Origin of the sequence: Mesoterricola silvestris (assembly GCF_030295405.1) — a bacterium.
GTDB classification, from domain to species: Bacteria; Acidobacteriota; Holophagae; order Holophagales; family Holophagaceae; genus Mesoterricola; species Mesoterricola silvestris.
This window is the reverse complement of the sequence record NZ_AP027080.1, coordinates 1,325,866-1,343,843: the sequence shown is the minus strand read 5'-3', so window position 1 is coordinate 1,343,843 and position 17,978 is coordinate 1,325,866. Positions and strand designations below refer to the sequence as shown.

The 17,978-nt window shown below is 68.3% G+C and carries 16 protein-coding genes; 9 read left to right on the top strand and 7 right to left on the bottom strand.

The features are described from left to right. Positions 1-81 precede the first annotated feature (81 nt). From R2J76_RS05600 to R2J76_RS05580, 5 genes are all read right to left on the bottom strand, one after another. The gene (locus R2J76_RS05600) at positions 82-606 is read right to left on the bottom strand and encodes a hypothetical protein (RefSeq protein WP_316414824.1); all 525 of its coding nucleotides are present in this window, start codon (positions 604-606) and stop codon (positions 82-84) included. An 11-nt stretch (positions 607-617) separates the two neighbouring features. Beyond that, positions 618-1,016, bottom strand: a complete 399-nt coding sequence (locus R2J76_RS05595) for a hypothetical protein (protein WP_316414823.1) — start codon at positions 1,014-1,016, stop codon at positions 618-620. Between the two features lie 122 nt (positions 1,017-1,138). Continuing rightward, positions 1,139-2,878: a flavocytochrome c gene (locus R2J76_RS05590; RefSeq protein ID WP_316414822.1), complete on the bottom strand. Its 1,740-nt coding sequence runs from the start codon at positions 2,876-2,878 to the stop codon at positions 1,139-1,141. A 105-nt stretch (positions 2,879-2,983) separates the two neighbouring features. Then, positions 2,984-3,679, bottom strand: a complete 696-nt coding sequence (locus tag R2J76_RS05585) for a response regulator (RefSeq protein WP_316414821.1) — start codon at positions 3,677-3,679, stop codon at positions 2,984-2,986. Beyond that, positions 3,676-4,932, bottom strand: coding sequence for an ATP-binding protein (locus R2J76_RS05580; RefSeq protein ID WP_316414820.1), 1,257 nt, complete (start codon positions 4,930-4,932; stop codon positions 3,676-3,678). Before R2J76_RS05580 ends, R2J76_RS05585 begins: the two co-directional genes overlap by 4 nt. A gap of 42 nt (positions 4,933-4,974) precedes the next feature. On the opposite strand from R2J76_RS05580, the gene R2J76_RS05575 reads away from it, so the two are divergent. After that, complete coding sequence (locus R2J76_RS05575) at positions 4,975-6,144, top strand: acetate/propionate family kinase (protein WP_316414819.1); 1,170 nt, start codon at positions 4,975-4,977, stop codon at positions 6,142-6,144. A gap of 137 nt (positions 6,145-6,281) precedes the next feature. On the opposite strand, the gene R2J76_RS05570 is transcribed toward R2J76_RS05575, so the two are convergent. Next, complete coding sequence (locus R2J76_RS05570) at positions 6,282-8,255, bottom strand: sigma-54-dependent Fis family transcriptional regulator (RefSeq protein ID WP_316414818.1); 1,974 nt, start codon at positions 8,253-8,255, stop codon at positions 6,282-6,284. Positions 8,256-8,474: 219 nt separating this feature from the next. On the opposite strand from R2J76_RS05570, the gene R2J76_RS05565 reads away from it, so the two are divergent. Both R2J76_RS05565 and R2J76_RS05560 read left to right on the top strand, forming a co-directional pair. Further along, positions 8,475-10,205, top strand: coding sequence for an aldehyde ferredoxin oxidoreductase family protein (locus tag R2J76_RS05565; RefSeq protein WP_316414817.1), 1,731 nt, complete (start codon positions 8,475-8,477; stop codon positions 10,203-10,205). Continuing rightward, positions 10,205-10,429 (top strand): MoaD/ThiS family protein, encoded by a 225-nt coding sequence (locus R2J76_RS05560; RefSeq protein ID WP_316414816.1) that lies wholly within the window; start codon positions 10,205-10,207, stop codon positions 10,427-10,429. Before R2J76_RS05565 ends, R2J76_RS05560 begins: the two co-directional genes overlap by 1 nt. Before the next feature lie 418 nt (positions 10,430-10,847). Here the strand turns inward: R2J76_RS05560 and R2J76_RS05555 are convergent, their stop codons facing one another. Next, positions 10,848-11,402, bottom strand: coding sequence for a helix-turn-helix domain-containing protein (locus tag R2J76_RS05555; RefSeq protein WP_316414815.1), 555 nt, complete (start codon positions 11,400-11,402; stop codon positions 10,848-10,850). Between the two features lie 76 nt (positions 11,403-11,478). Between R2J76_RS05555 and argF the strand changes: the two genes are divergently transcribed. The 6 genes from argF to oraE all read left to right on the top strand — a co-directional run bounded on the left by argF (position 11,479) and on the right by oraE (position 17,977). After that, on the top strand, positions 11,479-12,465 hold the full coding sequence (gene argF, locus R2J76_RS05550) for an ornithine carbamoyltransferase (RefSeq protein WP_316414814.1): 987 nt from the start codon (positions 11,479-11,481) through the stop codon (positions 12,463-12,465). A gap of 14 nt (positions 12,466-12,479) precedes the next feature. Beyond that, positions 12,480-13,535, top strand: coding sequence for a 2,4-diaminopentanoate dehydrogenase (gene ord / locus R2J76_RS05545; protein WP_316414813.1), 1,056 nt, complete (start codon positions 12,480-12,482; stop codon positions 13,533-13,535). A gap of 159 nt (positions 13,536-13,694) precedes the next feature. Next, complete coding sequence (gene ortA, locus R2J76_RS05540; RefSeq protein WP_394366786.1) at positions 13,695-13,991, top strand: 2-amino-4-oxopentanoate thiolase subunit OrtA; 297 nt, start codon at positions 13,695-13,697, stop codon at positions 13,989-13,991. Further along, positions 13,988-15,391, top strand: a complete 1,404-nt coding sequence (gene ortB / locus R2J76_RS05535) for a 2-amino-4-oxopentanoate thiolase subunit OrtB (RefSeq protein WP_316414811.1) — start codon at positions 13,988-13,990, stop codon at positions 15,389-15,391. Before ortA ends, ortB begins: the two co-directional genes overlap by 4 nt. 16 nt (positions 15,392-15,407) lie before the next feature. Continuing rightward, complete coding sequence (oraS, locus tag R2J76_RS05530) at positions 15,408-15,782, top strand: D-ornithine 4,5-aminomutase subunit OraS (protein WP_316414810.1); 375 nt, start codon at positions 15,408-15,410, stop codon at positions 15,780-15,782. Continuing rightward, a complete protein-coding gene (oraE, locus tag R2J76_RS05525) occupies positions 15,779-17,977 on the top strand; it encodes a D-ornithine 4,5-aminomutase subunit OraE (protein WP_316414809.1) in 2,199 nt (732 codons plus the stop codon). Before oraS ends, oraE begins: the two co-directional genes overlap by 4 nt. The last annotated feature ends 1 nt before the right edge of the window (position 17,978 follow it).

Here is a 17,978-nt window from a genome sequence, read left to right as displayed (position 1 = left end):
AACGGGCCCCCGGCGGCGGCCCATTCCTGGACGGCCGGCAGGGGTGCCGGGAGAAAATATGGAAAAATCATGAAACAGGCGCTACTTGGCCCCCGAATCCTTGCGCATGGCCTTGATCATGTTCTGGCGCTCCACTTCCACCGAAAGGCCGTCCAGGAGGGACTTGTACTGGGCCGGATCGGTGACGGCCGCCACGCCGGCCTGGGAACCGAGCATGTTGCTCTCCCCGTGGGTGATGTTGCACCGCACCTGGGTCGTGGCCTGGTCCAGGGCCTCGAAGGTGAGGGTGATCTCGAACTGATCGCCCTTCTTGGCGGTGTTGCCCACCAGGACGGTGCCCCAGAACTGCTTTCCGGCCGAGACGTCCTGCGCCTTGAAGGCGCTGATCATTCCGTTCTCCCGGCTGGCCTGGCGGATCTGGTAGAAGTTGTCCTGCAGGTAGGTCTTGGTGGCATTGAAGGTGATATCCAGGGACACCGGGAACGAGCGGGTCTGGGCCTGGCGCAGGGCCATGACCTGGTCCGGGGTGAGGACGGGGGCCGCACAGCCCAGGCCCGCCAGGAGCAGCGCCCCGGCCAGGGAACACATCGCGAATTTTCCGACCATGGCGGGGCTCCCTAGAAGGCCGTCTGCATGACTTTGTGGTCCACGACCACGTCGTTCCCATCGAAGCGCAGCAGCAGGTCGAAGCTGTAGGAGGAGGTCCCCGAGAAGCCCGTGGCCTTCTGGGACCCCCCGACGAGGAACCAGAGACCCATGGTGCTGGCCTTGAGCTCGGCCGCGGTTCCCTGGCGGGTGTAGTTCCAGACCTCCCCTTCCTTGGTCTTGGTGGCCAGGTTGGGCGATCCGAACCATTCCAGGATCTGGGCTTTGGTGGTGCTGCCGTTGACGACCTTGGTCTGGACGCTGCCGAGGGTCAGCTGGCCCTTCCGGGGCGCTTCCATATCGGGTTTGACCGCCGGCTGGGCACAGGCCAGGCCGAGCAGCAGAGTGGAAAAGAGGCAGAGCCTTCGCATGGAACCTTTCTATGAAATGGCCAACGGAAGTCCGCGGTGGCAGGATCCTGCCGGCGGACCTCCGTTGGGGAGCTTTCATGAATGTGTTATGTCTTGGGAGGAGGTTCCCGGGTTTTCCCGTTTCAGGGTTTCGCGAAGGCCGCCGCGGTGGCGCCGGCGATGCGCCCGAAGGTGATGGTCTGGGAGATGCTGTTGCCCCCCAGGCGGTTGGCGCCGTGGACGCCCCCGGTCACCTCGCCGGCGGCGAAGAAGCCCGGGATGGCCTTGCCGTCCTTGGCCAGCACGCGGGTGGCCTCGTCCACGGCCAGGCCGCCCATGGTGTAGTGGACGCCCGGGTTCACCTCGATGGCGTAGAACTTCGCCTCCCGCAGGGCCCGGGGCATGTCGGGGCGCTTGAACTGGGGATCCTGCCTGGCGTCCACGGCCGCGTTGTAGGTGTCCAGGGTGGCCTTGAGGGCGGCCCCGGGGATGCCCAGCGCCTGGGCCAGGGCTTCGGGCGTGGCGCCCTCCTTCACCAGCTTCAGGTGGAAGTAGCCGTCGATCTGCTTGAGGCTCCTGCGCACGCTTTCATCGAAGACGAGGAAGGCGGACTTGCCCTCCTGGTGGAGGATGGCCTGGGACACGGCGTCCCGGGTGCCGATCTCGTTGAAGAAGCGCACCCCCTGGCGGTTCACCAGGATCGCGCCGTTGCCGCGCACGGCTTCGGTGATGAGGATCCGGCTGCCCTTGGCGACGCTGGGATGGATCTGGATCTGCTCCATGTCCCGCAGCCTGCCGCCCTTGGCCTCGCCCAGGTCCAGGCCGTCGCCGGTGGCCCCGGGCTGGTTGGAGCTGGCCATGCCCTTGAGGGAGGGCTGGTAGCGCGCCACCCGCTCCGGATTGGCCGAGAAGCCCCCGGCGGCCAGGATCACGGACTTGGCCAGGATGCGGTAGGTGCCGCGGTGGAGCCCGCTCACCTCGACGCCCTGGATGGCGCCGTCCTTGCCCTCGAGGAGTTTCACCACCCGGGAGTTCACGCGCACGTCCAGCTTGCGCTCCGCGGCGTTGCGCCGGAGCACGTCCACCAGGTGGGCGCCCACGGGCAGGCCCCCCGTGGGGCGGTGGGCGCGGCTCACGCTGGCCCCGCCCAGGCGGCCCACGTCGGAAAGATCCGCGCCCAGCTTCTCCATGTAGTCCACGGAGGCCGAGGAGTTCCGGGCGAGGATCTCCACCAGGGAGGGCTCCGCCAGGTACTTGCCCCCCTTGAGGGTGTCCTCCTTCATGAGCTCCACCGAATCCTTGATCCCCTTCCGGGCCTGGGCCCGGGTGCCCGCGGCGTTCATGCCCCCTTCGGCCAGCATGGAATTGCCGCCGGTGAGGGGCTGCTTCTCCAGCACGATGACCCGCGCCCCCGCGTCGTGGGCCGTGATGGCCGCCACCATGCCCGCGGCGCCGCTGCCCACCACCAGCACATCGGCGCGGTCGACCCGCTTGTCCCGGCGCGTGGACATGGCCTGGGGCTTCCAGGCCGCGTCGCTCCCGCCGGGCATCTTCATTTCGAAATCGTGGCAGCTGAGGCAGTAGGACCGGGAGGCCTCGTGGCCCCGGTGGCAGATGGTGCAGCTGGTGGCGCCCAGGTGGGAGGCGTGGGGGCCCAGGGGATCGGCCGCGCCCTTGGCCATGGCCTTGAGGTCCCCGTGGCAGCGCACGCAGGCCAGGTTCGGCGCGGTCTCGTTGTCGTCCACCCGCACCTTGCCCTTGCCGTGGCAATCGGCGCAGGTCACGCCCTTGTCCGCGTGGAGCTTGGCCAGGGGCTGCGGGGCCGCGAAGGCGGCCGCCGCCAGGGCCACGCCGGCCAGGAATTTCCGGAGCTCTCGGTGCATGCTGCCTCCCAGGGTTGAATCGATATTTTTTTATCGATCTCAATTCCATGATTGCGAGGCCCGCCTCCGGGTGGAAGCTATTGGAAGTATTTTCAAGTTTTGAAATTAAAGAAAGGGACGGACGGCCTCCTCGGCCCCGGCCTGCAGATGATAGAGGTGCAGGGGCCGGCCGATGGCGCCGAAGGCGGATTCCCGGCGCAGCGCCTGGATGGTGGTGAGGAATTCCAGGTACTTGCGCACGGAGACCCGGGAGAGGCCCACCCGCTGCCCCAGCTCCTCGCAGGTGATGCCCGGGGCGCCGGGCGCCAGGGCCTTCCAGACGCTGCCCAGGGTGGAGCGGTCCAGGCCCTTGGGCAGGTCCGGGTGCGCCGCGGGCCGCGCGAAGACCCGGTCCAGATCCTCCTGGCTGGCGGGGCGGTCCTGGCTCATCATGCGGTGCGCCTGGGCGTAGTGCTCCAGGGCCTGCTTCATGCGCTCGAACTCGAAGGGCTTGATGAGGTAGTCCATGGCCCCCAGCTTCAGGGCGCGGCCGATGGTGCGGGTGTCCCGGGCGGCGGTGACGAAGATGACGTCCACCTCCAGGTCCGAGGCCCGGATGGTGGCCAGGAGGTCCAGCCCGTCCGGGCCAGGCATGCCGATGTCCAGGAGCACCAGGTCGAAGGGCCGGGTCCGCAGCAGCTCCAGGGCGGCGGCCCCGTCCCGGGCGCTGGCCGCGGCGCAAAAGCCCGGCACCCGGTCCACGTAGAGCCGGTTGACCTCGGCCACCATGGGATCGTCTTCCACCAGGAGCACCTGGATCATGGGCGGACCTCCTCGGGGAAGGGGATGACGGCCCGGAAGGTGGCGCCGCCCCCCTCCCGGTCCTGGGCGGTGAGCAGGCCTCCGGCGGCCTCCACCCGCTGGCGGGCGTGGTGGAGGCCGTAGCCCCGGTCGGGGCCCTTGGTGGAGAAGCCCTTGGCGAAGATCGGCCCCGGGGGCAGGCCCGGGCCGCGGTCCTCCACCCGGATCTCCAGGCGGCCCTCCTCCACCCGCAGGAGCACGCCGATCTCGCCGCCGGCGCCCATGGCCTCCGCGGCGTTCTCCAGGAAGTTGCCCAGGATGGTGATGGCGTCGTGCACCGCCCCGGGGGCCCCGGGGGCCGGCACCTCGGAATCGGGGGCCAGGGTAACCCGGAGGTTCTTTTCCCGCGCCGAGGCGGACCGGGCAAGGAGGAACCCCGCGAGCACCGGGTCCTTCACGGCCCGCACCACGGCGCCCACGTCGTCGTCCGCGGCCCGGGCCAGGTCCGCGAGGTAGGCCGTGAGCCGCTCCAGCTCCCCCAGGCGCGCCAGGCCCAGGATCACGTGCAGCTTGTTCATGAATTCATGGGTCTGCCCCCGCAGGGCGTCCGCGTAGAGCTTCACCCCGGCCAGCTGTTCCTGCAGGGCCGCGGCGATCTCCCCCGGCTCCATGCCCAGCAGGACCCGCTTGATGCGCCAGGCCACGGCGAAGGCCCCCAGGACGCCCGCGGCCAGGCCCAGCAGCAGGCCTCCCAGGACCATGCGCCGCACCGCCAGCAGGTGGTGGTCGATGCCCTTCATGAGGACCCCCACCACCACGGCCCCCACCTGGCGGCCCTCCGGATCCCGCACCGGCCGGAACACCCGCAGGGCCGTGCCCAGGGTGCCCTCGGCCACGGAGGTGTAGGCGCGCCCCCGGAACACCTCCCGGTCATCCCCCCCCTTGAAGGGGCCCCCGATGAGGGCCGGGTTGGGGTGGGTGATGCGGTTCCCGGCCAGGTCCAGCACCACCACGTAGTCCACCCCCGAGGCCAGGCGCAGGCGCTCCGCACAGGCCTGGGCCCCGGGCCTCCCCGCGGCCAGGGCCCCCACCACCGCCTCGTCCTGGGCGGCCAGGGCCGCGATCACCCCGGCCTTCTCCTCCAGGAGGGCCCGGGTGTGGCGCTCCATCTGCCAGCTCACCAGCAGCCCCGTCACCAGGAGGGCGGGGACGAGGGTGGCGCACACCAGGAGCAGGATCCGGGTGCGCAGGCTGGGGGAGGGGGGCTTCGTCATCTCGCCCCATTATCCCTTGCAAGTCCTGCTATTGTTTCTGCCATGTTCGTCCTCGTCCTGAACGCCGGGTCCTCCAGCCTCAAGTTCAACCTCTTCGATATGACGAAGGAGGTTTCCATCGCCGAAGGCATGGCGGAGCGCATCGGGCTGGCGGAAGCCAATCTGGAATGCACCCTGGCCGGCGACAAGCGCAGGGACACCCTGCCCCTGCCCACCCACCGGGAGGCCCTGGAGGCCATCCTGGAACGCCTTCGCGCCGCCGTCCTCCACGACACGCCCATCCACGCGGTGGGGCACCGGGTGGTGCACGGCGGGCCCAAGTACGGGGATTCGGTCCTGGTCACCGAGGAGGTGGTGGCCGACATCGAGCACTTCTCCCTCTACGCCCCCCTCCACAACCCCGCCAACGCCCTGGGCATCCGCACCGCCATGGAGGCCTTCCCGGACGTGCCCCACGTGGCGGTCTTCGACACGGCCTTCCACCACGACATCCCCGACTTCGCCCGCATCTACGGCATCCCCTACGAACTCAGCCAGAAGTACGGCATCCGGCGCTACGGCTTCCACGGCACCAGCCACGCCTTCGTGGCCGCCCGCACCGCCCTGCTCCTGTGCCGTCCCCTGCGCTCCCTGAAGATCATCACCTGCCACATCGGCAACGGCACGAGCATCTGCGCCGTGCTCAACGGCAAGAGCATGGACACCAGCATGGGCATGACGCCCTTGCAGGGCGTGATCATGGGCACCCGCTGCGGCACCATCGATCCCAGCGTGGTGGAGATGCTCATGGAGTACGAGAACCTCGACTACAAGGCCATCACCGACCTCCTCAACAAGAAGTCCGGCCTCCTGGGCATCTCCGGCGTCTCCTCCGATTTCCGGGAGATCGAGATGGCCGCAAACCAGGGCAACGAGAGGGCCCGCCTGGCCCGGGACCTCCTCACCTACAACGTGCGCCAGTTCATCGGCTCCTACGCGACGGTCCTGGACGGCGTGGACGCCATCACCTTCACCGCCGGCATCGGCACCCACAGCACCTTCGTGCGGGCCAAGGTCTGCAGCAAGCTCACGTTCCTGGGGGTGAAGCTGGATCCCGAGGCCAACGAGCACGGCAAGGGGGAACGGATCATCAGCACCTCCGATTCAAGGGTGGTGGTGACGGTGGTCCCCACGAACGAGGAACTGATGATCGCGCGGGAGGCGGTGCGGTAGGGGCCTGGCAACGTGGGGGTGCGGGTCCCGGATTGGCGCCCTGGTTTCCATCCTTCCTTATCTCATCCCCTTCATCCCCTCAACCAGGAACAGCCCCTTCATCTCTGTTTCATGGCAGCTAGGGTTTGCTGGCGCACCTAGAGCCCGAACTTCTCCATCTTCCGGTAGAGGGTGTTCCGCGAGATTCCCAGGTTCTGCGCCGCCCGGGTCATGTTCCCCTTGGCGGACCGCAGCGAGGCCAGGATCTCCTCCCGCTCCTCCTCGGCCAGGAGGTCCCTCAGCTTCAGGGGTCCCGAGGCAACGGCCGGGGGCGGGGGCGGGAGGGCCTCGGGGGAGCGCAGGAGTTCTTCCGGCAGATGCTCCAGGGTGATGCGGCTGCCCTGCACGGACAGGGCCATGCGCTCCACGACGTTCTGGAACTCCCGGATGTTGCCGGGCCAGGGGTAGGCCTGGAGCGCGGCCACGGCGGCGGGGTCCACGTCCAGGGCGGCGCGGTTCCCGCGCCTGGCCAGGAAGGCCTGCAGGAGCACGGGGACGTCCTCGGGGTGCTCGCGCAGGGGCGGGAGCTTGATCATGGAGACGTTGAGGCGGTAGTAGAGGTCCTGGCGGAAGGTCCCGCGCCGGGCCTCCTCCCGAAGGTCCTTGTGGGTGGCGCAGATGATGCGCACGTCCACCAGGAAGGCCCGGTCCCCCCCGAGGCGGGTGATGGCGCGGTCCTGGAGCACCCGAAGCAGGGCCACCTGCTGTTCCAGGGGCATGTCGCCGATCTCGTCCAGGAAGAGGGTCCCGCCCCCGGCCAGTTCGAACTTCCCGGGGCGGCCGCCCCGGGCGGCCCCGGTGAAGGCGCCGTCCTGGTACCCGAAGAGCTCGCTGGCGATGAGCTCCCGGGGGATGGCCCCGCAGTTCACGGCCACGAAGGGACCCTTTCGCCGGGAGGACTGGTTGTGGATGGACTGGGCGAACATCTCCTTGCCCGTGCCGCTCTCCCCGGTGAGCAGGACATTGCTTTCGTTCTCCGCCGCCGCCCGCCCCAATTGGACCGCCCGCACCAGGGCCTGCCCCTGGCCCAGGATATCCTCGAAGCGGAAGGTGGCCTGGGCCCCGGAGAAGCGGTTCACGAGCCGCTTGAGCTTGTTGATGGGGTTCACGAACAGCACGGCGCCCCGCACCGCCCCGCCGCCGCCCAGGATGGGCTTGCCGCTGGCCAGGCAGTGCTGCACGCCGGGGCCGCTTTGCACGTCCAGCTCCCGGTCCAGGAATTCCTGCCCCCGCTCCAGGAGCGCCGCCACCGGTTCCGGATCCAGGACCAGGTCCCGGATGGACCGGCCTTCGGCCCGGGCCCCGGGGATGGCCAGGATGCGTTCGGCCGCGGGATTGATCTGGCCGATGACGCCCTGGGCGTCCACCACCACCACCCCGTCGGTGACGGTGCCCAGCACCCGGGAGAGGCGGTCGTTCAGGAGCGTCAGTTCCTGGTTGCGCTGGCCCAGGATCAGGGCGTTCTGGATGGCGGCCACCGCGGCCATCACCAGGCCCAGGGTGTGGGAATGGGTCTCGTCCACGGGGCCGGAGAGGTCCAGGAGGCCGATGGCCCTGCCCTCCGGGTCCAGGATGGGCGCGCCCGAGCAGGTCCAGCGGTGGTGCTTGCGGCAGAAGTGCTCGGGACCCGAAACCTGGAAGGGCCGCCCCAGGATCAGGGAGGTGCCGGCCCCGTTGGTGCCCACCTCGTGCTCGTCCCACAGGGCCCCGCCGTTGAGGTTCAGGTCCTGGCAGGTGCGGATGCGCTCGGGGTCGCCCACCGTCTCCAGGAGGACCCCGTGCTCGTCGAAGAGCAGCACCACGAAGCTCCCCGCCACCAGGCCGAACAGGTTGTCCATGAAGGGCCTGGCCACCCGGATCAGGTCCTGCTTGCGCTCGCGCAGCTCCGCGAAGAGCGTGGGGCGCAGCACCCCCGGGGCCCGGCCCGCGAAGGGGTCCACCCCCGCCTCCAGGCAGCGGCGCCAGGAGGCCTCCACCTCCGGGGCCAGGACCCCCGGCTCCAGGTCCCCCGTGCTGACGAACTGCTCCCAGGCGGAGAGGATCCCCGGGGTGTTGATCTTCCGAAAGCCCATGGCCGCCTCCAGGTGCGTACCGAAGTGTCCCACATCGTTCGGCCGGCGGTACGCCCTGGCGCAGAATGTGACGAATGTGCGCAATCATGGAACGTTGATAAGTTCTCCTTTTTTCCAGGCGGGCCTCCGCTTTTGCCTGGGTTCCCCCGGCCCGGGGCGGCCCTGGCACAACTCCTGCCTTTCCTTGTCTTCCGCATCGCGGACCCAAGGGAGAAAACCATGGACAGGATTCTCAGGGTCAATCTGACCGACCTCACCACCCGCAGCGAGGAGACGCCTGCCGCCTGGGCCGGCCTGGGGGGACGCGCCCTCACCTCAACCATCGTGGCCAAGGAGGTCCCTCCGGCCTGCCACCCCCTGGGCCCCAACAACAAGCTGGTCTTCGCGCCCGGGCTCCTTTCGGGCACCTCGGCCTCCAATTCGGGCCGCCTCTCCTGCGGGGCCAAGAGTCCCCTCACGGGCGGCATCAAGGAGAGCAACGTGGGCGGCACCGCGGCCCAGATGTTCGCGCGGCTGGGCATCAAGGCCCTCGTCCTGGAGGGGGTGCCCCAGGGGGACGCCTGGTACGGGCTGCGGGTCACCAAGGACGGCGTGGAGATCCGGGAGGAGCGTGAGCTGGTGGGCAGCAACAACTTCGCGGTGCTGGACGTCCTCGAGGCCCGGCACGGGAAGAAGGCCGGGGTCATATCCATCGGCACCGCCGGCGAGATGCGGGTGACGGCGGCCAACATCTCCGTGCGCGACCCCTCCGGCAAGCTCCGCAGCCACGGCCGGGGCGGGCTCGGCGCCGTCATGGGCTCCAAGCGGGTCAAGTTCATCACCCTCGAGGAGGAGGGGGCGCCGGGCATCCAGATCGCGGATCCCGAGAAGTTCAAGGCCGCCTCCCGGGTCTTCACCAAGGCCCTCATGGACCACCCGGTGAGCGGCACGGGCCTGCCCACCTACGGCACCAACGTCCTGGTGAACATCCTGCACGAGGCGGGGGGCCTTCCCACCCGCAACTTCACCGCGGGCCGCTTCGACGGGCACGATTCCATCTGCGGCGAGACCATGCACGACACCATCGTGGCCCGGGGCGGCAAGCCCCGCCACGGCTGCCACGCGGGCTGCGTCATCCAGTGCTCCCAGGTCTACAACGACAAGGAGGGCAAGTACCTCACCTCCGGCTTCGAGTACGAGACCATCTGGGGCCTGGGCGCCAACTGCACCATCACCGACCTGGACGACATCGCCATGGCCGACAGCATCATGGACGACCTGGGCATCGATTCCATCGAGACCGCCGTGGCCTTCGGCGTGGCCATGGAGGCCGGCATCCTCCCCTGGGGCGACGGCAAGGAGATGCTGCGCATCCTCCGGGAGGAGGTGGGCCGGGGCACCGCCCTGGGCCGCGTCATCGCGTCGGGCGCCGGGGCCGTGGGCCGCACCTACGGCATCACCCGGGTGCCCGTGGTGAAGAACCAGGGCATCCCCGCCTACGACCCCCGCTCCGTCAAGGGCATCGGCATCACCTACGCCACCACCCCCATGGGCGCCGACCACACCGCGGGCTACACCATCGCCACCAACATCCTCAACGTGGGCGGCCAGGTGGATCCCCTCCGCAAGGACGGCCAGGTGGAGCTCAGCCGGAACCTGCAGATCGCCACCGCCGCCATCGATTCCACCGGCATGTGCATCTTCGTGGCCTTCCCCGCCCTGGACGTCCCCGAATGCCTGCCGGCGCTCATCGACATGATCAACGCCCGTTTCGGCGCCGCCCTCACCGGCGACGACGTGGCCGAGCTGGGCAAGACGGTCCTCAAGACCGAGCGCGCCTTCAACATGGCCGCCGGCATGACCCCCGTCCACGACCGCCTCCCGGAATTCTTCCGCACCGACCCCGTCGCCCCCCACAACGCCGTGTGGGACTTCAGCGACGAGGAGGTGGACGCCTTCTGGAACTTCTGATGCTCATCACCGTCAAGCTCTTCGCCCACTTCCGCAACGGCAGGTTCAAGGAAGCCGAACGGACCTACCCCGACGGCGCGGACTGCCTCCACGTCATCCACAGTCTCGACTTCACCGCCCGGGACATGGGAATCGTCATGGTCAACGGCCTCCACGCGGCGCTGGACAGGACGCTGCAGGACCGGGACACCCTCGCGTTGTTCCCGCTGGTGGGGGGCGGCTAGAGCCGTTCTAGGTATTCGTCCGTGTCCCGGACGTACGCCCTGGTTCGTCATCGCCGGACAAGCCGGCCATGACGGGTTGGGAGAAGGGGACAAGGGGCTGTGCTGCGCCCATTCCCTTCGTTGAGCGAAGGGAAGTCCGGGGCGGAAGGGCTCTCCTGGGGGCCCCAGGCAACGAGCGGCTACCAAAAGCCTATTGGATCCGCTTCGCGTAAACCGAATCGGTGCCGGTGGGCGCCGCAACTGGTCAGCCTCGGCGCGACCCTACCTTCCTGTCAACCCACGCGAAGCACGTCCTCAAGCTGGGTCGGGGCCAATGGGTGACAACACAGCCCCCCTGAAGAGGCGAGAGCCTTCCGTTGCTGCGTGCGGCGCACGCAGCAACGAACCGGGGCGAATGTCCGGGACCCGGACGCCTACTCTAGGCGACCACGTTGAGGATGAAGCTCAAGCTGCCTTTTCCGGTGTTGGCGAAGGCGTAGGGGGAGTCCGAGGGGAACGCGATGGACTCTCCGGCCTTGAGGACCTGGGTGGCGCCGGCCTGTTCCAGGGTGAGCTCGCCGCGGACCACGTAGACCATCTCGCGGTAGCCGGGGAGGTCGGGTTCGCCCTGGTAGCGGTCGCCGGGGGCGATGGTCCACTTCCAGAGCTCCACCGTGCGCCGCGCGGGGAAGCTCTGGAGCAGGTCCACCTTGGTGCCGGGGCGGCTGCCCTGCCACAGCTGGACGCCCCTGTCGGGGTGGGCCGGCTCCTGGGGGGCGTCCAGGAGTTCGGAGAAGGTGAGGTCGAAGGCGGCGGCGATGTGGCCCAGGGTGGCCAGGCTCACGTTGCTCTCGCCGCTCTCGATCATGCCGATCATGCGCCGGCTCAGGCCCGCGCGGTCCGCCAGCTCCTGCTGGCTCCACTTCAGGTCGTGCCGCTTTTTGACAATGTTCAGGGAGATGGGAAGGAAGAGTTTCCGGGGGTCGAAGGCCATGGGTACCTCGAAGGGTAATATATTGCACATCCCAAAAATGCGCAATATACTTGCCATGCCGAAAAGGAGAACCACCATGGCCGTCAACCTCAAGGGTCGCAGCTTCCTCAGCCTCATGGACTTCACCGTGGAGGAGGTGCGCTACCTCCTGGACCTCTCCCGGGACCTGAAGGCCAAGAAGCGCATGGGCGTCTACAACTACCTGCTCAAGGGCAAGAACATCGTCCTGCTCTTCGAGAAGTCCTCCACCCGCACCCGCTGCGCCTTCGAGGTGGCCGCCCTGGAGGAGGGCGCCCACGTCACCTTCCTGGACAGCAACAGCTCCCAGATGGGCAAGAAGGAGTCCCTGGAGGACAGCGCCAAGGTCCTGGGGCGCTTCTTCGACGGCATCGAGTACCGCGGCTACAAGCAGGAGGTGGTGGAGGACCTGGCGAAGTTCTCCGGCGTTCCGGTGTGGAACGGCCTCACGGACATCGACCACCCCACCCAGATCCTCGCCGACTTCCTCACCATCGAGGAGCACGTGGCCAAGCCCCTCAACAAGGTCAAGCTGGTATTCGCCGGCGATATCCGCAACAACATGAGCTACGCCCTGATGTACGGCGCGGCCAAGACCGGCATTCACTTCGTGGGCCTCGGCCCCAAGGAGCTCAACCCCAGCCAGGAGATCCTGGACCGCGTGCGGGAAGTGGGCAAGCTCACCGGCGCCAAGATCGAGATCACCGACGACGTGAACGCCGTCGCGGGCGCGGACGTCATCTACACCGACGTGTGGGCCTCCATGGGCGAGGAGGACCAGATCCCCGAGCGCGTGCGCCTCCTGACCCCCTACAAGGTCACCATGGACCTGGTCCGGAAGACCGCCAACCCCGACATGATCTTCCTGCACTGCCTGCCGGCCTTCCACGACTTCGAGACGAAGCTGGCCAAGGACATGAAGGACAAGGGCCACGACATCCGCGAAGTGACGGACGAGGTGTTCCGCAGCCACCACTCCAAGGTCTTCGACGAGGCCGAGAACCGCATGCACACCATCAAGGCCGTCATGGTCGCCACCCTCTAGACTGGAGCAACACGATGAGACAGGAAAACGTCAGGGTCTCCATCTGGGGATTCGGGGCCATGGGCGGCGGCATCGCCGAGGTGCTCCTGCGCAAGAAGGGCGTGGACATCGTCGGCGTCTGCGACATCCACCCGGACCGGGTCGGCAAGAGCATCTTCGAGGTCCTGGGGGTTCCCCGGGGCGCCCGCAGGGACGTGGTCATCTCCGGGGACATCGACCAGGTGGTCACCCGCGGCAGCGCCGACGTGGTGATCCTCGCCACCGACAGCTTCACCCGCAAGGCCTTCGACAAGATCAAGCTGATCGTGGAGCGCGGCATCAACGTGATCTCCACGGCCGAGGAGATGGCCTATCCCAAGGCCAAGGAGCCCGCCCTGGCCGAGGAGCTGGACCGCCTGGCCAAGGCCAACGGCGTGAGCATCCTGGGCACCGGCATCAACCCGGGGCTCATGATGGACCTGCTGGTGATCCTCATGACCGGCGCCTGCACCGACGTGGACTACATCAAGGCGGAGCGGGTCAACAGCCTGTCCCCCTTCGGCCCCGCGGTCATGGAGGAGCAGGGCGTGGGCCTCACGCCCGAGGAATTCAAGGCCCAGTCCGCCTCCGGGCACCTGGCGGGGCACGTGGGGTTCAACGAATCCGTGAACATGATCTGCGACGCCATCGGCTGGAAGCTGGACAAGCCCGTGGAGCAGTCCATGGCCCCCATCGTCTCCAATGTGCTGCGGAAGACGAAGTACGCGGAAGTGAAGCCCGGGAACGTCGCGGGCTGCACCATGCTGGGCTTCGGCACCGTGGGCGGCAAGCTGGCGGTGGAGATGGTGCACCCCCAGCAGATCGAACCTGAACTGGAAGGCACCGACACCGGCGACTACGTGGTGATCAAGGGCACGCCCAACGTGAACCTCTCCAACAAGCCCGAGGTTCCCGGCGGCATCGGCACCATCGCCATGTGCATCAATATGATCCCGCAGGTGATCAACGCCAGGCCGGGCCTGTTCACCATGATCGACCTGCCGGTGCCAAGGGCCATCATGGGCGACATGAGGGAGCAGATCCATCAGTAGCTTTTCCCAGCGACCCTCTGCGAGCCCTCAGCGCCTCTGCGTTTGATTCTTTTCATGACGTGTCCGCGCTGGCGGTCCATTGCCCGATCATCGGGGCATTACCAAGGAAAAAATCAAACGCGGAGGCGCAGAGGGCTCGCAGAGGCGCTGAGAAAAGAAATGAGAAGGGAGCACAGGATGAATGTCATTCCCAAGGGGACCTGGGTCGAGATCGAGCGGGTGCTGCTGCGGCCCGAGGACAGGGCGCCCAATCTGCCGGAAGAGACGCGGAGCTGTCCCTATGTGCTCCGGATCTCCGGATTCCTCCAGGAGGACGGGGAGATGGGGGCCGAAGTCACGGTGACGAGCCTCATCGGGCACGCCCACAGGGGGGTCCTGAAGGTCGTCAATCCCAGCTACACCCACAGCTTCGGCGCGACCGTGCCGGAGCTCCTGCACATCGGGGGGCGGCCATGAAGGACATGTCCTACCAGGCCGTCATGGGACGGCGCAACGAGATCATGAAGGCCAGCCTGGGCATCGATTTCTCGGACTACATCCAGAGCCCCATCGCCTTCGACTACGAGCGCATGATGCGCGAGACGGGGTACGGCCTGGAGGACATCGTCCGCATCCAGGCGGAGACCAAGGTGGGGAACACCCCTCTGTTCGAGCTGACGCGGCTCACCGAGGCGGTGCGGGAATTCGCGGGGCCCGGCAAGGGGGCCCGCATCCTCGTCAAGGACGAGGCGGCCAACGCCGGGGGGTCCTTCAAGGCCCGGCGCGCGGCCATCAGCGCCTTCGAGGCGAAAAAGCGCGGCTACGCGGGGCTCGTGGCGGCCACCTCGGGGAACTACGGCGCCGCCGTGGCCTCCCAGGCGGCCATGCGCTGCCTGAAGTGCATCATCGTCCAGGAGGTCTTCGACAGCCGCGGCGTGGGCCAGCCGGAGATCCTGGAGAAGAGCCGGGCCTGCGAGGCCTACGGGGCGGAGGTGCAGCGGCTTTCCGTGGGGCCCGAGCTGTTCTTCCAGCTGCTGCTCACCCTGGAAACCACGGGCTTCTTCAATGCCAGCCTCTACACCCCCTTCGGCATCAAGGGCGTGGAGACCCTGGGCGTGGAGGTGGCGGAACAGGTGCGGGCCCGCTACGGCAAGGATCCCGACGCGGTGGTCATCACCCACGCGGGCGGAGGCAACCTCACGGGCACCGCCCGGGGGCTCCTCTCCGCCGGCTGCGACAACACTCGCATCGTGGCCTGTTCCGTGGACCTGGGGGGCCTGCACATGGCCTCCGACACCGACTTCAACCGCAAGTCCTTCACCACGGGGCACACGGGCTTCGGCGTGCCCTTCGCCACCTGGCCGGACCGCGTGGACGTGCCCCGCAACGCCGCCCGCAGCCTGCGCTACATGGACGAGTACCAGCTGGTCACCCAGGGCGAGGTGTTCTACGTCACCGAGCTCCTGGCCAAGCTGGAGGGCCTGGAGCGGGGCCCGGCGGGCAACACCAGCCTCACCGCGGCCGTGACCCTGGCCCGCAACCTGGACCGGGACCAGATCGTGGTGGTGCAGGAGACGGAGTACACCGGCGCCGGCAAGCACCACAACCGCCAGCTCTCCTTCGCCCGGGAGAACGGCATCGAGGTGCGCGTGGGGGACCCGAGGGAGAACGTCCCCGGCAAGGCCATCGTCATCCCCGAGCGCCTGGACCAGGTGCGGGGCAGCGTCCAGGACATGGACAAGCTGCGCCTCTCCTACCTGCGCAACGCCGCCAAGGCCCTCCCCGTCGCCCAGTGGAGCGACGCCGACCGGGCCTTCCTGGCCGCCGACATCAAGAAGGACCTCGACTGGGTGGCCTCGGCCGCCGCGCACATCTGAACCCATGGAGACCCCGATGACCGACGAGACCCAGGCCCGGCACGACCGGTTCGCCCGACGCCAGGCCGAACTGGCCCGGCTCAGCGACGCCCAGCTCAAGGAACGCTTCTGGCAGCTCTGCAACCAGGTGGTGGAACCCATCGTGGAGCTGGCCCGCACCCACACGAGCCCCTCCATCGAGCGCTCCGTGCTCCTGCGCATGGGGGTGGACAGCGTCAGCTCCCACGGCGTGGTGGACCGGATCTTCGAGGCCGGGCTCCTGCCCAAGGGCGCGGGCAACGTCCTGCTGAAGGTCTCGGAGCGCACGGGAAAGGACGTGCGCGGCGCCGCCGCGGCGATCCTGGAGAACGCGGACGTCCTCAAGGGCCTCTTCAAGGGGGTGAACGCATGAGCCTCGAACCCAACGCCAAGCTGGACATCGAGAACATCCTGGAAGGGCTGGAGGGCTACCACCCCCCCCGCAAGGGCTGGACCTGGCGCGACGTGCCCACCGAGGGCGTCAACATGGGCCCCTTCCACTTCCGGGACATGTCCGCGCCCCTGAAGAACTCCATCGGCCTGCCCGCGTCCAAGTACTTCGACCACATCGACCCCCAGCCCTCCTGCGTCGTCACCACGGAGATCGCCTCCGGGCGCTTCGAGGACGACATCCGGCGCATGCGCATGGCGGCCTGGCACGGGGCGGACCACATCATGGTCATCCGCACCACCGGCCAGAGCCACATCGACGGCCTCCTGGAAGGCACCCCCGAAGGCATCGGCGGGGTACCCATCACCCGCAAGCAGATCCGCGCCAGCCGCAAGGCCTGCGACCTCATCGAGGAGGAGGTGGGCCGGCCCATCAACTTCCACTCCTACGTCTCCGGCGTGGCGGGCCCCGAAGTGGCCGTGCTCTTCGCGGAGGAGGGCATCAACGGCGCCCACCAGGATCCCCAGTACAACGTCCTCTACCGCAACGTGAACATGTACCGCTCCTTCGTGGACGCCGCCGAGGCCAAGGCCGTCATGGCGGGCGCGGGCATCTTCCAGATCGACGGCGCCCACAACGCCAACGCCACCGCCAAGGCGGGCTGGCTGGTCATGCCCGAGCTCATGGTTCAGCACGGCATCAACTGCGCCTTCTCCGTGGCCGCGGGCATGGACCGCAGCCTCATCGGCCTCTCCACCGTGCCCCCCAATTCCCCCCCGGCCCCCAAGCTCTGGTACGACCTGCCCTACGCCGTGGCCCTGCGGGACTTCTTCAGCGAATTCAAGATGCGGGCCCAGCAGAACACCCGCTACATCGAGGCCGACATCGAGGAGGCGGTGCGCACCCACACGGTGGACACCCTCATCTCCATGCTCACCCGCGCCGACATCCAGTCCACCATCACGCCCGACGAGGGCCGCAACGTGCCCTGGCACTACAACAACATCCGCGGCGTCCAGACAGTCAAGCAGACATGGGCCGCCCTGGACGGCATCAAGGAGCTCCTCACCCTCAACCACGAGGGCCCCCTGGGCGGCATGGTGCGCGACCTCAAGGAGCGCGCCGTGGCCTTCCTGGAGGAGGTGGTGGAACAGGGCGGCTATTTCGCGGCCGTGGAGCAGGGCTTCTTCGTGGATTCCGCCAAGTACCCCGACCGCAACGGCGACGGCATCGCCCGGGACGGCAAGGGCGGCGTGGGCGCGGGCTCCCTGGTCCCCCGGGATCCCGACTACTTCGCCCCCGTGTGCAGTCATTTCGGCCACAACCACGTGCCCGCGGGCCTGGACAAGGCCTGCGCCCCCATCCGGGGCTGCACCCTCTGCGTGCCGGAGAAGATCGTCTACATCGACGAGCTGGACCCCGAGGATTCCTGCGACCGCCGCCTGGAGCAGACCCGCCCCTACCGCAAGGGCGGCCTCATCCGGCCCGAGGCCGAGTGGGCCGGGGACGGCACGGTGCTCATCCAGCTCTTCGTGCCCGAGAACGAGGACATCGCCCCGGTGTACGCCGTGGAGATGGCCCGGAAGATGGGCCTGGCCGACCCCGAGGTGATCAACACCATGGTCCTGCACCCCTCCGAAGGCTGCTTCGTGGAGGTCAAGGGCAAGGTGGCCTTCGACATCGAGCGGAGCTCCCTCAAGATCCCCGAGAAGGAGATCATCCTCCCCGAGGAGGTGCTGCGCGCGGCCGTGAAGGCCACGGGCCTGCGGGTCGTCGCCGGCACCGTGGGCGAGGACGAGCACAGCGTCGGCCTCCGGGAGATCCTGGACATCAAGCACGGCGGCATCGAGAAGTACGGCGTGAAGTACACCTACCTGGGCACCTCGGTGCCCATCGGCAAGCTGGTGGACGCCGCCATCGAGACCGGGGCCCAGGCCATCCTCATCTCCACCATCATCAGCCACAACGACGTGCACCGCGCCCAGATGCGCAAGCTGGCCGAGCTGTGCCGGGAGAAGGGCATCCGGGACCGCATCGTGCTCATCGCCGGCGGCACCCAGGTGAACCGCGACATGGCCGCCGAGACGGGCCTGGACGCCACCTTCGGGCGCGGCACCAAGGGCATCCACGTGGTGAACGCCATGGTCAAGGTGCTCCGGGCCCGGGGCGTGGTGTAGC

Coding starts and splice junctions, on each gene's coding strand:
- R2J76_RS05600 (WP_316414824.1), bottom strand. CDS start 606: ATGGTCGGAAAATTCGCGATGTGTTCCCTGGCCGGGGCGCTGCTCCTG.
- R2J76_RS05595 (WP_316414823.1), bottom strand. CDS start 1,016: ATGCGAAGGCTCTGCCTCTTTTCCACTCTGCTGCTCGGCCTGGCCTGT.
- R2J76_RS05590 (WP_316414822.1), bottom strand. CDS start 2,878: ATGCACCGAGAGCTCCGGAAATTCCTGGCCGGCGTGGCCCTGGCGGCG.
- R2J76_RS05585 (WP_316414821.1), bottom strand. CDS start 3,679: ATGATCCAGGTGCTCCTGGTGGAAGACGATCCCATGGTGGCCGAGGTC.
- R2J76_RS05580 (WP_316414820.1), bottom strand. CDS start 4,932: ATGACGAAGCCCCCCTCCCCCAGCCTGCGCACCCGGATCCTGCTCCTG.
- R2J76_RS05575 (WP_316414819.1), top strand. CDS start 4,975: ATGTTCGTCCTCGTCCTGAACGCCGGGTCCTCCAGCCTCAAGTTCAAC.
- R2J76_RS05570 (WP_316414818.1), bottom strand. CDS start 8,255: ATGGGCTTTCGGAAGATCAACACCCCGGGGATCCTCTCCGCCTGGGAG.
- R2J76_RS05565 (WP_316414817.1), top strand. CDS start 8,475: ATGGACAGGATTCTCAGGGTCAATCTGACCGACCTCACCACCCGCAGC.
- R2J76_RS05560 (WP_316414816.1), top strand. CDS start 10,205: ATGCTCATCACCGTCAAGCTCTTCGCCCACTTCCGCAACGGCAGGTTC.
- R2J76_RS05555 (WP_316414815.1), bottom strand. CDS start 11,402: ATGGCCTTCGACCCCCGGAAACTCTTCCTTCCCATCTCCCTGAACATT.
- argF (WP_316414814.1), top strand. CDS start 11,479: ATGGCCGTCAACCTCAAGGGTCGCAGCTTCCTCAGCCTCATGGACTTC.
- ord (WP_316414813.1), top strand. CDS start 12,480: ATGAGACAGGAAAACGTCAGGGTCTCCATCTGGGGATTCGGGGCCATG.
- ortA (WP_394366786.1), top strand. CDS start 13,695: ATGAGAAGGGAGCACAGGATGAATGTCATTCCCAAGGGGACCTGGGTC.
- ortB (WP_316414811.1), top strand. CDS start 13,988: ATGAAGGACATGTCCTACCAGGCCGTCATGGGACGGCGCAACGAGATC.
- oraS (WP_316414810.1), top strand. CDS start 15,408: ATGACCGACGAGACCCAGGCCCGGCACGACCGGTTCGCCCGACGCCAG.
- oraE (WP_316414809.1), top strand. CDS start 15,779: ATGAGCCTCGAACCCAACGCCAAGCTGGACATCGAGAACATCCTGGAA.